Genomic DNA, 13,170 nt, shown 5'->3' on the forward strand with positions numbered 1-13,170 from the left:
CCTATGCCTTTTTATATTCTAAAATTTACCGGTTGTCTTTTGGTTCTATATTCGTTTTATAGATTATTCTTAGAAAACGAAAAAAATCATGGGTTTAAGCGATTTTACTTATTGTTTGCGCTGGTAGCCTCTGTAATTATTCCGCTAATTACCATAACTTATAAGGTAGAAGCGCAGGCCATCCAGCAAACAGGAATTTTATTGCCAGAAACCATCACTAATGTCGAAGAAGTAAAAGTAACTTCCTGGAAAGATCATCTTCCGGCCATATTATGGACTATTTATAGTATTGGTTTTGTAGTTTTTTTGATACGATTTTTAAAAAATCTTCAGCATTTAAAATGGCTTATTCAGCAATACGAAAAAGTAAAAGAACCACAAAGCACAAAGATTTTACTGCCATTTCAACAAATTCCGTATTCATATTTCAGGTATATTTTTGTAGAAAAAGAAGCTTTTAAATCGAAAAGCATTCCGCAGGAAATTTTAAAACACGAAGAAGCGCACGTACGTCAAAAACATATGCTGGATTTATTGATTTTGGAGATTTTACAGATCATTTTTTGGTTTAATCCGCTATTTATTTTCATCAAAAAATCAATACGCTTAAATCACGAATTTCTGGCAGATGAAGCCGTTTTAAATCAAAATATTAGTGCATTATCATATTCAACATTATTACTAAACAGCTCGTTTGGAAAACATCAGTCCACTATGACGAGTTCATTTAAACATTCATTAATCAAAAAACGAATCGTTATGATTTCAAATTCATTTTCAAAAAAGAGAGTAGGTTTAAAACTTGGATTTTTAGTGCCTGTTCTATGTTGTTGTATTTATTTTTTCAATAATGATATTGTTGCTGAAACCATACAGCAGGAATCGCCTATTGTTACTGAAGCTTTAAACGCTTTTACGCTTAAAATTCACGGTGAAAAGATCGAACTAAACGGAGAGCAGGTGGCGCTAAAAGAATTTGCCTCGAAATTAGATAAAATCACATCTCAATATCGAGATAAAGATTTACTGAAAAATAATGTGCGCTTAGATCTAAAAAACGTTCCTGAAGATTTTAAAAAGAAAGTAGGGACAGAGTATCTTAAAACTCATTATTACCAGGTGATGAAGAAGAATTCAAGAAATACTTCTTTGTTTCCTTCAGGAGTTCCAGCTCCACCAGCGCCACCAATGCAAATTGCGGGAAGAAGCGGAACTTCATACATCACCACAGATAGTCCTACTAAACAACAAATTAAGGAATGGAAAAATAAAGGATATTCATTTTATTTTGATGATAGTCCAATTTCAAAAGAAAAGCTTGATGCTATCGATTTAAATACGATAAGTCTCTATTCTAAGCAGATTGATGAGACGGGGACTAAAATATATCTAAATACGGTGTATTCGCAATATTCTAAAACGCCGCCTTCAAAGTCATTATTATCAGATCAAAATTTGAAGATTTATGGGCATGTTTTTATTGACGGTAAAGAAGTGTCAAAAAAGAAAATAAGAGATTTTTCTCCGCAGGATTTTAAGGCCTATTGGATCGTCAAAGATGGAAAGTTACCTACTAACGAGCGCTTAATTTTAAAACTTTCTACGGAAGAAGTTCCTGAGGTGATCGAAAAAGTCGAAACAATAGAGATTATTGAAGATAAACCACAATCCCCGCCAAGTCCAAAAGCTCCTGAAGTTATCGAGGTAATAGAAGATGTGCCTACACCACCAAAACCAGAAATAATAGAAGTTGTAGACGACGTTCCAAATCCTCCAGCTCCGCCAAAACATCCTGAAATTATTGAAGTGATTGAAGTTGTAGAAGATGAGGCTTCTATATCTAACGAAAAAGAAGTTATCGAGGTAGTTGAAGAAGAACTAGAGATGGAGGTTAATCATCAAGATCAGGAAAAATCGGTTAAGGAATTAATTAAAGATTATCATGTTCAGCTAAAAAAAGTGAAGTCACTTTTGCCAGAAGGATACCCCATGTCATACTTGAAATTAGAAAAAAAGGAACAGGATAATATTTTGAAAGAGTACAACAAAATGTTTACGATCTATATTCTTTTGCAAAAAAAAGGGGCTGAGAAGGAAGTTGATCGTATGCCACCGCCACCACTGAGTAGGGAAAATAAATAATTCAGATATTTTCAGATTTTAATAAAGAAAGGTGATTTTGTTAAGTCATCTTTCTTTTTTGGTTAAACAAAATCCTAGGTTTTGTTAGAATTAAATAAATGTGTATTTAATATTTTTAAATAATTTTCAATTTTTCTAAATAATTCCTCTATGAAATATTGAATTCTTAAGGCTAAACCGATTAGTTAAGGATAATCTGTTAAAACTATTTTATTAACTTTTGTTTATCCTTTTTTTAGGTTTATATTAACATAAATTTGATATTGATAATATGCCTTAAGAAATGGACCGTATTCTTTTAATTATGATCGCTTTAGAAGTAGTTATAGCAATACTGCTGATTATGATTTTTATTCAAATTAAAGCTACTTACTTTCAGGATATCAAAAAAGAAAAACGGATCTATCGCATCCTTAATGATCTTATAAAAAGGAAAAGAGGCTTCTAACTTTTAAACTTTAAAAGTATAGAATCTACGGTCTTGTCTCTTTATACAGTTATTTGTAAATCACTGAATAAATATCAAAAAAGCTTTATGTTTTATCTTTAAAAACATATTTTTGTGTACGTAATTACAAAAAATACTTATGAGCGTTTTAGTAAATAAAGATTCAAAAATAATAGTGCAGGGATTTACCGGTAGTGAAGGTACTTTTCATGCAGAGCAAATGATAGAATATGGTTCCAACGTAGTTGGAGGTGTGACTCCGGGTAAAGGTGGTCAAACTCATTTGGATAGACCGGTGTTTAATACAGTTTCAGATGCTGTAAAAGAAACAGGAGCAGATGTTACGATCATCTTTGTTCCGCCAGCATTTGCTGCAGATGCAATTATGGAAGCTGCAGATGCCGGGATTAAAGTAATCATTACTATTACCGAGGGTATTCCAGTTTCAGATATGGTTAAGGCTTCAGATTACATTAAAGGTAAAGATTGTCGTTTAATTGGTCCTAACTGTCCTGGTGTTATCACTCCGGGTGAAGCTAAAGTTGGAATTATGCCAGGTTTTGTTTTCAAAAAAGGAACTGTAGGTATCGTTTCTAAATCTGGAACTTTAACTTACGAAGCTGCAGATCAGGTTGTAAAAGAAGGGCTAGGAATCACTACAGCAATTGGAATTGGTGGAGACCCTATTATTGGAACGACTACTAAGGAAGCTGTAGAGCTTTTAATGAATGATGATGAGACTAAAGCTATCGTTATGATCGGTGAGATTGGTGGACAGTTAGAAGCTGATGCTGCTAAATGGATCAAAGAAAACGGTAACAAAAAGCCTGTTATTGGATTTATCGCTGGAGAAACTGCTCCTGCTGGTAGAACAATGGGGCATGCTGGTGCTATTGTAGGTGGTAGCGAAGATACTGCACAAGCTAAGAAAGCGATCTTGAAAGAAAACGGAGTTCATGTTGTAGATTCTCCTGCCGAGATTGGTAAAAAAGTTGCCGAGGTTCTTGGGTAAAAGTTAAAATTTAAGATAATTTTAAATAATTTTAGTCCGTAAGCGTTATATGCTTACGGACTTTTTTATTTTTATACATATTTATCAATCAAAACTTTAACTATGAGGAATTACTATCTACCTCTCATGGCAATCCTTTTCTTGACGGTTGCCTCCTGTAAAAAAGATCAGGGAGAAAATGAAAAAACTCACACCGATGCTAACGGATTTTCTTACGAAACTTTTGAGGATGATCCCACCGGTTTACGCTTGTATACATTGGATAATGGTTTAAAGGTTTATTTAAGCCGAAATAATGAAGAACCGAAGATTCAAACCTTAATTGCGGTTCGTGCCGGCTCTACTTACGATCCTGCAGATAATACAGGTCTTGCGCACTATTTAGAACATATGGTTTTTAAGGGAACCAGCAAAATAGGCACTCAGGATTGGGAAACAGAAAAAGTACTTTTAGATTCCATTTCAGATCTTTACGAAAAACATAAAGCCACTACAGATCCAGAAGAGAAAAAAGCAATTTATCGCCAAATCGATTCGGTTTCACAAGAAGCTTCAAAATATTCTATCGCTAATGAATATGATAAAATGGTAAGTTCTTTGGGAGCTGAGGGAACTAACGCTTTCACTTCAAATGAACAAACGGTTTACGTGAATAAAATTCCGTCTAACGAATTAGATAAATGGCTCACCGTAGAAAGCGAAAGGTTTAATGAGTTAGTGCTGCGTCTATTTCATACCGAATTAGAAGCGGTTTACGAAGAGTTTAACCGCGGGCAGGATAGTGATTCCAGAAAGCAATATTATGCAGTTTTAGAAGGTCTTTATCCAACACATCCTTATGGTACACAAACTACATTAGGGAAATCTGAGCATTTAAAAAATCCATCGATGGTGGCCATTCATAATTATCACGATAAATATTATGTGCCAAATAATATGGCCGTGATCCTTTCGGGAGATTTAGAATTTGATAGCACAATTCAGAAAGTGAATGATGCATTTGGCGGCTACGAGTCTAAAGAAGTTACGCATCCAACATTTCCAGAAGAACAGCCTATCACTGCGCCTATTGAAAAAGAGGTATTTGGGCCAACATCAGAATCTGTTTATGTCGCTTTCCGTACCGATGGTGTCGGCAGTAAAGATCAAAAAATCGTTTATCTTATCGATTATATTTTGGCAAATTCACAGGCGGGTTTAATAGACTTAGATCTAAACCAAAAGCAAAAGGTACAGCAGGCTTCTTCATTTACCAATTTCGATAATGATTATGGTTTCCATTTATTATACGGAATGCCAAAGGCAGATCAATCTTTAGAAGAAGTGAAGGATTTGTTACTTGCTGAAGTAGAAAAAATTAAAAATGGAGAATTTGACGATTGGTTAATCGAAGCGGTAATTAACGATTTAAAGTTGTCTGAAATTCGCCAATATGAAAATGCATCTTCTGTAGCTTATGCACACATGGATGCATTTATTCATTTTCAGGATTGGCAGGAAGTAATAGATTTTACAGATGATCTTAAAAATATAACTAAGGAAGAACTGGTGAATTATGCGAACGAGCATTATAAAGATAATTATGTAGCAGTTTACAAGCGCCTGGGTGAAGATCCAAATATCGCTAAAGTTGAAAACCCGGGAATTACTCCGGTTCAGTTAAATCGTGATAAGCAATCTGCTTTTATAACCGAATTCAATAAAACTGAAGCACCTGCTTTAACTCCGCAATACGTAGATTACGAAGAAGCGATCAAAAAAGAAGAGACAGAAAATGGATTGCAGGTTTCTTATATTCTGAATGAAAATAATGATCTTTTTAACCTGTATTTCATTTTTGATATGGGACAGGATAACGATAAAGAAATTTCATTAGCTACCGGATACTTGGATTATTTGGGTACCGATAAATATACTCCTGAAGAATTGAAGCAGGAATTTTACAAACTCGGTATCAATTATTTTGTAAGTTCAGGTTCAGATCAGATTTATGTTGGGATTAGTGGATTAAAGGAGAATTTACCTAAAGGCTTAGAATTGTTAGAGCATCTTTGGGAAAACGCAAAACCTAATCAGGAAACTTACGAGAAATACGTAGCATCTATTATGAAAGGTCGTGATGATGCCAAAACTCAAAAAGGAAATATTCTTTTTAATGGATTGCTTAATTATGGTAAATATGGCGAAGATTCTCGTTTGCGTAATATTTATACTGAAGCCGAATTGAAAGCTTTAGATCCGGCTGAATTAGTAGAAAAAGTTAAAGATTTAAGAAATTATAAGCAACGTGTTCTTTACTACGGAAAAGATCCGGATGCTGCAGTAGCTGCGGTAAGCGAAAAGCATAATGTACCGTCTGAACTAAAGGATTATCCAGAAGCCAAAGTTTACAATGAGCAAAACACTGGCGGGAATGTTTACTTCGTAGATTATGATATGGTGCAAAGTGAAATGGTTTTCCTTGCCAAAGGCGATAATTTTGATGCTGAAGAAATGGCGGCGACGCAATTATTCAATACGTATTTTGGAAGCGGTTTATCATCAATCGTATTTCAGGAAATCAGGGAATCCAAGTCTTTAGCATATTCAGCTTACTCGAGCTATCAAATGGCTTCAGAAATGGATAAACCTAACTATACGATGGCCTATATCGGTACACAAGCCAATAAAATGCCACAGGCAGTAGATGCAATGATGGAATTAATGACCAATATGCCTGAAGCAAAAGAACAATTTGAAGCAGCTAAAGAGGCTACACTTAAAAAGATAGCAGCAGATCGTATAACAAAAACAAGCATCTTTTGGAGTTACGAAAGTTTAAAAGATCGGGGCATAGATCACGATATGCGTAAAGAAATGTACGACGCTATTAAGGATATGAGTTTCGATGATTTACAAAGCTTTTTTGATAACAATATAAAAGGCCAAGATTATAATGTCTTGGTAATTGGTAATAAAAAAGATGTAGATATGCAGGCACTTCAAAAATTAGGAGAGGTAAAAGAACTTGATATCGATTACTTATTCAATTATGAGAAAAAAGAAAATCAGGATCTAAAATTGTAATTCGGAATAAAGGAAAATTAAAGACCTCCTTGAAAAAGGAGGTTTTTTTATACCTAAACAATGCTTATTCTTATCTTTGGCGAAGATTAATCTAACTTACTATAATACATATGAAATTATTAGAAGGTAAAAATGCTATCGTAACCGGTGGAAGCCGTGGTATTGGTAGAGGTATAGCAAAAGTATTTGCAGAGCATGGTGCTAATGTTGCATTCACGTACAACTCTTCTGAAGAAGCTGCTAAAGAGCTGGAAAATGAGCTTTCTGAAACCGGAGTAAAAGCTAAAGGTTATAAGTCTAATGCAGCCGATTTCGAGCAGGCTCAGGAATTAATTAAAAACGTAGCTGAAGACTTTGGTGCTATCGATATTCTGGTAAATAATGCCGGGATCACTAAAGATAACCTGCTAATGCGTATGAGTGAGGAAGATTTTGATCGCGTGATCGAGGTAAATCTTAAGTCGATATTTAATATGACCAAAGCGGTACAGCGTACTATGCTTAAACAACGTAAAGGAAGCATCATTAATATGAGTTCTGTTGTTGGAGTAAAAGGAAATGCTGGCCAGGCAAACTACGCAGCATCTAAAGCTGGGATCATTGGTTTTAGTAAGTCTATGGCATTAGAGCTTGGTTCTCGTAATATTCGTACCAATGTAATCGCTCCTGGTTTTATCGAAACCGAAATGACCGAGAAATTAGACGAAAAAGTAGTGCAGGGATGGAGGGATAATATTCCTTTAAAACGTGGTGGTACGCCAGAAGATATCGCAAATGCCTGTGTATATTTAGGTAGCGATCTTAGTGCGTATGTTACCGGCCAGGTGCTAAACGTGGATGGCGGAATGCTTACCTAAGCAATTAAAGAAGTTCGTACGTTGTTTTTCCAATTGTGGTTGGTAGAATCTTAATATTCTCTTAAATTACAACCCAAAACCGATTAATGACGATACTAAGCATAATATATATAACCCTGGCTGCATGCGTTGCGCTGGGGTTTTCTTATTTTCAATATTATGTGAAGTCTAAACGTAACGGGAAGGAACGGTTGATCCTTTTTATTTTACGTGCTTTAAGCGTTTTTACGCTTCTTTTTTTATTGATCAATCCAAAGATCAAATCGGTTTTTGTTGAAAGAGAAAAGCCAGATTTGGTACTCGCTTTAGATAATTCTGAGTCGATTTCTCATCTTAATCAGGAAAATAATTTATCTAAAATTGCTTCATTTTTCAATCAGGATGAAGAAATAAATGAACGTTTCAATGTTCAAAATATAGGTTTTGGGACTGAAATTTCTACCCAGGATTCGGTCGATTTTAGTGCAAAACAAACCGATATTTTTAAGGCATTAGATGCTATAAAATCGAGCTTTAAAAACAAGCAAAATGCAACGATCTTAGTCACCGACGGAAACCAGACTTTAGGAAGAGATTTTCAATATTTTAGTGCTGCAAAAAACCAAAAGATCTTTCCGGTGATCATTGGAGATACCACAAAATTTCCAGATCTAAGCATCTCAAAATTGAATGTTAATCGATATGCTTTTCTTGAAAATAAATTTCCGGTAGAAGTTTTTGTGAATTATTCGGGTTCAAAAAATGTCGCTTTAAGATTTACAATATCGACTAATGGAAAGACAGTTTTTTCTGAAGATCTAAATTTTTCAGAAGAAAACAGGTCGGTTAGAGTAGAGGCAAATTTACCAGCTTCTCAATTGGGAACACAAACTTATTCCGCAGAAATTCTTCCGTTAGAAAATGAAACGAATACGATCAATAATCAAAATAACTTTGCAGTTGAGGTGATCGACGAGCGAACTTCGGTTTTAATAGTAAGTAGTATTGCGCATCCAGATCTTGGCGCTCTTAAAAAATCTATCGAAACTAATAAGCAGCGAAAAGTTACGGTAAAATACACTAGCGAAAATAATGTAAAATTAAATGAATATCAGTTAGTTATATTTTATCAACCAAATAATAACTTTAATAATTGGTTTGAGTTGGTAGACAAGGCTAATTTAAACTATTTTATCATAACCGGAACTAAAACTAATTGGAGTGCAATTCAAAAATCATTGCCTTTTTTATCGAAAACTGGCAGTAATACTGAGCAGGATTTTTATGCAGAAATGAATGCGAATTTTAACCAATTTCAGTTTGAAGATATCGGGTTTTTAGATCTTCCCCCACTTCAGGATAAGTTTGGGGATCTGAAAATTGATACCGATTTTGAGACTTTGCTCTACCAAAATATCGAAGGTGTTAGCACCAAAGATCCTTTACTGTTGATTGCTAAAAATAACGATAGAAGTTCTGCGTTTTTGTTTGGAGAAAATATTTGGAGATGGCGAACTAAGATTTTTGTGGAGAATCAAAGCTTCGAAAAGTTCGATAATTTTATTGGCGGCTTGATTCAAAATCTATCTTCAAAAAAGAAAAAGGAGCGCTTAAATATCGAATATGAATCTTTTTATTATTCCAATGAAATTGTAAAATTTGACGCTCAATTTTTCGATGAAAATTATCAATTCGATCCTAATGCAAATCTTCAGATCGAACTAAAAAATGATAGTTTAAATTCAGTATTAGATTCAAGATTTTTATTGCGAAATAATTTTTATCAGGTTAGTTTTAATGATCTTCAACCCGGGGAATATCACTTTACCGTTTCCGAAGAAAATTCAGGAATAAAGAAGTCCGGTAAATTTTCCGTAATTTTGTTCAATGTAGAAGAGCAATTTTCTTCAGCGAATTTTTCGAAACTAAAAAATCTGGCTGATAAAAATGAAAGTCAGGTATACCTCCCCGATCAATTGGAAAATTTAAAATCTGAACTTTTAAACGATAATCGTTTTTCGATCATAAGAAAAGAAAGCACCAAATCCCAGCCAATAATCGAATGGTATATTTTGTTATTTATCTTAGTCGGGTTGTTGGCAGGAGAATGGTTTTATAGAAAATATAAAGGTTTAATTTAACATCAAATATTAATGGAAAGATTACCCAAAATTGCAATACCAATTTTTATAGGATTGGTTGTTTTAATCATATTTATTTCGAAATCTACAATAACCATTGGCTCTGGTGAAGCGGGAGTTTTATATAAAACATTTGGAAACGGAGTAGTTATAGATGAGCCACCTTTAAACGAAGGTTTTCATTGGGTGTTACCCTGGAATAAAGTTTTTGTTTACGAGGTAAGACAGCAATCTTTAGATGAGAAAATGACGGTTTTATCTTCAAATGGGTTGGAGATCAAATTAGATGCTTCGGTTTGGTTTCAGCCGGCTTACGACGATTTAGGAAAATTACATAAAGAAAAAAGTGAAGCTTATATCGAGCGATTACTAAAACCTGCACTACGATCTGCAACTCGTGCCGTGGTTGGGCGTTATAATCCAGAGCAATTATATTCTAGTAAGCGTGAAGCGATTCAGGAAGAAATTTTAGAGGAAACACAAATTCTTTTAAGAGATCAATACGTTCAGGTAAATGAAGTTTTGGTAAGAGACGTATCACTTCCTCCTACGATCAAAGAAGCTATTGAGCGTAAATTGAGACAGGAACAAGAATCTTTAGAATATGAATATCGTTTAACTAAAGCCGAGCAGGAAGCAGAACGCCAACGTATCGATGCTGAAGGTAAAGCACGTGCAAACCGTATTTTAAGTGAGTCTTTAACTGAAAAGGTATTAATGGAAAAAGGAATCCAGGCTACTTTAGAATTGGCTAAATCTGGCAATGCAAAAACTGTAATCATTGGCTCTGGAGAAGACGGATTACCACTGATTTTAGGAAATAACTAAAATTTATCTTAGAAATTTTAAATTCTGATTTTGAATTTTAAAATTAATACTTAGATTTGCTTCCATAATGAGAACGATACAATTACATCACCATCATCATATTTACTGCTGCGCTCAGGCGAGGTAAATTTGATATGTGGTAATGTTAAGCATATTTAGAAACCCGTTTGAGCTACTCAAACGGGTTTTTTATTTGTTCAAATTTGACAACTGAAATTAAACTAAGCACTAAAAATAAAATGCTTTTGTGATGAAAAAAGAAAAACTAAGGATCGCAATTCAAAAATCGGGTCGTCTTAACGAAGATTCCCTTAAAATCTTAAAGGATGCGGGGATTTCGATAGATAATGGAAAAGAGCAGTTAAAAGCTTCGGCACGTAATTTTCCGGTAGATGTTCTTTATTTAAGAAATGGTGATATTCCGCAGTATTTAAGAGATGGCGTGGTAGACGTTGCAATTCTTGGGGAGAATGTGCTGGTAGAAAAAGGAAAGGATATTATTCGAGGAGAGAAATTAGGATTCTCGAAATGCCGAGTTTCACTAGCGGTGCCAAAATCTGTAAAATATAATGGAATTGAGGATCTTGAAGGAAAGAAAATCGCGACCAGTTATCCAAATACGGTTAAAGAATATTTAGCTGAAAAGGGAATTTCAGCCGATCTTCATATCATTAATGGCTCTGTTGAAATTGCACCAAATATTGGTTTGGCCGATGCGATTTGCGATATTGTTTCCAGTGGAAGCACGCTTTTCAAAAACAATTTGAAAGAAGCTGAAGTAATGCTGAAGAGTGAGGCGATTTTGGCCATTTCACCACAGATTTCTGAAGAGCGTCAGCAAATTTTAGATCAGCTGCAATTTAGATTGAAATCGGTTTTAAACGCACGTACTTCAAAATATATCTTGCTAAACGCACCAAACGATAAGCTAGATGATATTATCCGACTTTTGCCAGGAATGCGTTCTCCTACCGTTTTGCCATTGGCAGAAGAAGGATGGAGTTCGATTCATACGGTAATTAACGAAGAGCGTTTTTGGGAAGTGATCGACGAGTTAAAACAACACGGCGCAGAAGGATTGCTTGTAGTACCAATTGAGAAGATGGTGTTGTAAATTTAGATATTAGATCGCTTCGCTTTTAGAGTTTAGAATATAGACTCATGGTCTATTTCGAATTATTAAGCTGAAAACTGAAAGCTAATTGCTTATAACCAACCAAAACTGTAAACCGTAAACAGTTAACTGTAAACTTAAAGAAATGAACAAAATATATAATCCTTCAAGATCTGAATGGGATGCTGTTTTAAAACGGCCGACCAAAACCGTAGATGATATTGAAGACACGGTAAACCAAATTTTTGCTGAAGTAAAAGCTAAAGGAGATGCAGCGGTAGCAAAATATACCGATATGTTTGATGGGATTAAGCTTGAAAACACCTTGGCAACTTCAGAAGAAATTGCAGCTGCAGAAGCTGAAATTTCAGAAGAATTAAAATCTGCCATTCTTTTAGCAAAAAAGAATATCGAAAAATTTCATGCAGCCCAGAAAACCGAGAAAGTTGAAGTTGAAACAACTAGCGGAGTAAAATGCTGGCAGGAAAAAAGACCTATTCAAAAGATCGGATTATATATTCCTGGCGGAAGCGCACCTCTATTTTCAACAATTTTGATGTTGGCGGTACCGGCGGCAATTGCAGGTTGTAAAGAAATCGTACTTTGTACGCCGCCAAATAAAGAAGGAAAAGTTCATCCAGCTATTTTATACACCGCAAATTTATGCGGAGTAACAAAGGTCAATAAGATTGGCGGGATTCAGGCGATTGCAGCGCTCACTTTCGGTACCGAGACCGTTCCCAAAGTGTATAAAATTTTTGGTCCTGGGAATCAATTTGTAACGGTAGCGAAACAGTTGGCAACTCGGCATAATGTTTCGATCGATATGCCGGCAGGTCCATCAGAATTGTTGGTAGTTGCAGACGATTCGGCTAAACCAGCTTATGTCGCTTCAGATTTGTTGAGTCAGGCAGAGCATGGAGGTGATAGTCAGGTGATCTTAGTGTCGACCTCAAAATCATTTTTAGATGAAGTAGAGGTAGCTGTTGAAGATCAATTATCAGCGCTTCCAAGAAAAGCCATTGCAGAAAAAGCGATCGAGAACTCAAAACTGATCTATGTTGAAAATAATGAAGTTGCTTTAGATTTGATTAACGAGTATGGCCCAGAGCATTTTATAATTTCTACTGAAAATAATGAATTTTACACTAAAGGGATCATTAATGCCGGTTCCGTATTTATAGGAAATTACACGCCTGAAAGTGCAGGGGATTATGCTTCAGGAACAAATCATACACTTCCAACAAATGGTTATGCAAAGCAATATAGTGGTGTAAACCTGGATAGTTTTATGAAAAGTATGACGTTTCAGCAAATTTCGGAAGAAGGAATAAAAGGCATCGGCCCAGCAATAGAGTTAATGGCAGAAGCCGAAGGTTTACAAGCACATAAAAATGCAGTGACTTTGCGATTGAAAGACTTGAGTTAACGTGTTAACTAGATTTTAGATCGCTTAACTGTTAGAAGTTAGAATATAGACCGAAGAAAAAGTGATCAGGATTTATTTTGAATGCTGAATGTTGAAATTTGAATGAGGTATTGAGGTTATGCTTATCTCGTTTCAGCATCTCATCCAGTTGAAA

General features: G+C 35.0%; 8 protein-coding genes. All 8 read left to right on the forward strand.

All coding sequences use genetic code 11. From position 1 onward, the window contains the following. The first annotated feature begins 3 nt into the window (after positions 1 to 3). The 8 genes from INR75_RS12390 (at position 4) to hisD (ending at position 13,016) form a co-directional block, all read left to right on the forward strand. Positions 4 to 2,142, forward strand: coding sequence for a M56 family metallopeptidase (locus tag INR75_RS12390; protein WP_223089062.1), 2,139 nt, complete (start codon positions 4 to 6; stop codon positions 2,140 to 2,142). A gap of 587 nt (positions 2,143 to 2,729) precedes the next feature. Then, positions 2,730 to 3,602 carry a succinate--CoA ligase subunit alpha gene (sucD, locus tag INR75_RS12395; RefSeq protein ID WP_223089063.1) on the forward strand — a complete coding sequence of 291 codons (873 nt, stop codon included), beginning with the start codon at positions 2,730 to 2,732 and terminating at the stop codon, positions 3,600 to 3,602. Between the two features lie 102 nt (positions 3,603 to 3,704). After that, positions 3,705 to 6,668 (forward strand): pitrilysin family protein, encoded by a 2,964-nt coding sequence (locus INR75_RS12400; RefSeq protein WP_255584530.1) that lies wholly within the window; start codon positions 3,705 to 3,707, stop codon positions 6,666 to 6,668. A 110-nt stretch (positions 6,669 to 6,778) separates the two neighbouring features. Continuing rightward, positions 6,779 to 7,525, forward strand: a complete 747-nt coding sequence (gene fabG / locus INR75_RS12405) for a 3-oxoacyl-[acyl-carrier-protein] reductase (RefSeq protein WP_092544531.1) — start codon at positions 6,779 to 6,781, stop codon at positions 7,523 to 7,525. A gap of 86 nt (positions 7,526 to 7,611) precedes the next feature. After that, the gene (locus INR75_RS12410; RefSeq protein WP_223089064.1) at positions 7,612 to 9,645 is read left to right on the forward strand and encodes a vWA domain-containing protein; all 2,034 of its coding nucleotides are present in this window, start codon (positions 7,612 to 7,614) and stop codon (positions 9,643 to 9,645) included. Between the two features lie 12 nt (positions 9,646 to 9,657). Beyond that, on the forward strand, positions 9,658 to 10,473 hold the full coding sequence (locus INR75_RS12415; protein WP_092544535.1) for a prohibitin family protein: 816 nt from the start codon (positions 9,658 to 9,660) through the stop codon (positions 10,471 to 10,473). A 250-nt stretch (positions 10,474 to 10,723) separates the two neighbouring features. Further along, complete coding sequence (gene hisG, locus INR75_RS12420) at positions 10,724 to 11,587, forward strand: ATP phosphoribosyltransferase (protein WP_223089065.1); 864 nt, start codon at positions 10,724 to 10,726, stop codon at positions 11,585 to 11,587. A gap of 145 nt (positions 11,588 to 11,732) precedes the next feature. Continuing rightward, entirely contained in the window at positions 11,733 to 13,016 is a 1,284-nt protein-coding gene (gene hisD / locus INR75_RS12425) for a histidinol dehydrogenase (protein ID WP_223089066.1), read from the forward strand. Positions 13,017 to 13,170: the final 154 nt, after the last annotated feature.

It is taken from the genome of Zunongwangia sp. SCSIO 43204, assembly GCF_019904275.1.
GTDB classification, from domain to species: Bacteria; Bacteroidota; Bacteroidia; order Flavobacteriales; family Flavobacteriaceae; genus Zunongwangia; species Zunongwangia mangrovi.

Coding starts and splice junctions, on each gene's coding strand:
- INR75_RS12390 (WP_223089062.1), top strand. CDS start 4: ATGCCTTTTTATATTCTAAAATTTACCGGTTGTCTTTTGGTTCTATAT.
- sucD (WP_223089063.1), top strand. CDS start 2,730: ATGAGCGTTTTAGTAAATAAAGATTCAAAAATAATAGTGCAGGGATTT.
- INR75_RS12400 (WP_255584530.1), top strand. CDS start 3,705: ATGAGGAATTACTATCTACCTCTCATGGCAATCCTTTTCTTGACGGTT.
- fabG (WP_092544531.1), top strand. CDS start 6,779: ATGAAATTATTAGAAGGTAAAAATGCTATCGTAACCGGTGGAAGCCGT.
- INR75_RS12410 (WP_223089064.1), top strand. CDS start 7,612: ATGACGATACTAAGCATAATATATATAACCCTGGCTGCATGCGTTGCG.
- INR75_RS12415 (WP_092544535.1), top strand. CDS start 9,658: ATGGAAAGATTACCCAAAATTGCAATACCAATTTTTATAGGATTGGTT.
- hisG (WP_223089065.1), top strand. CDS start 10,724: ATGAAAAAAGAAAAACTAAGGATCGCAATTCAAAAATCGGGTCGTCTT.
- hisD (WP_223089066.1), top strand. CDS start 11,733: ATGAACAAAATATATAATCCTTCAAGATCTGAATGGGATGCTGTTTTA.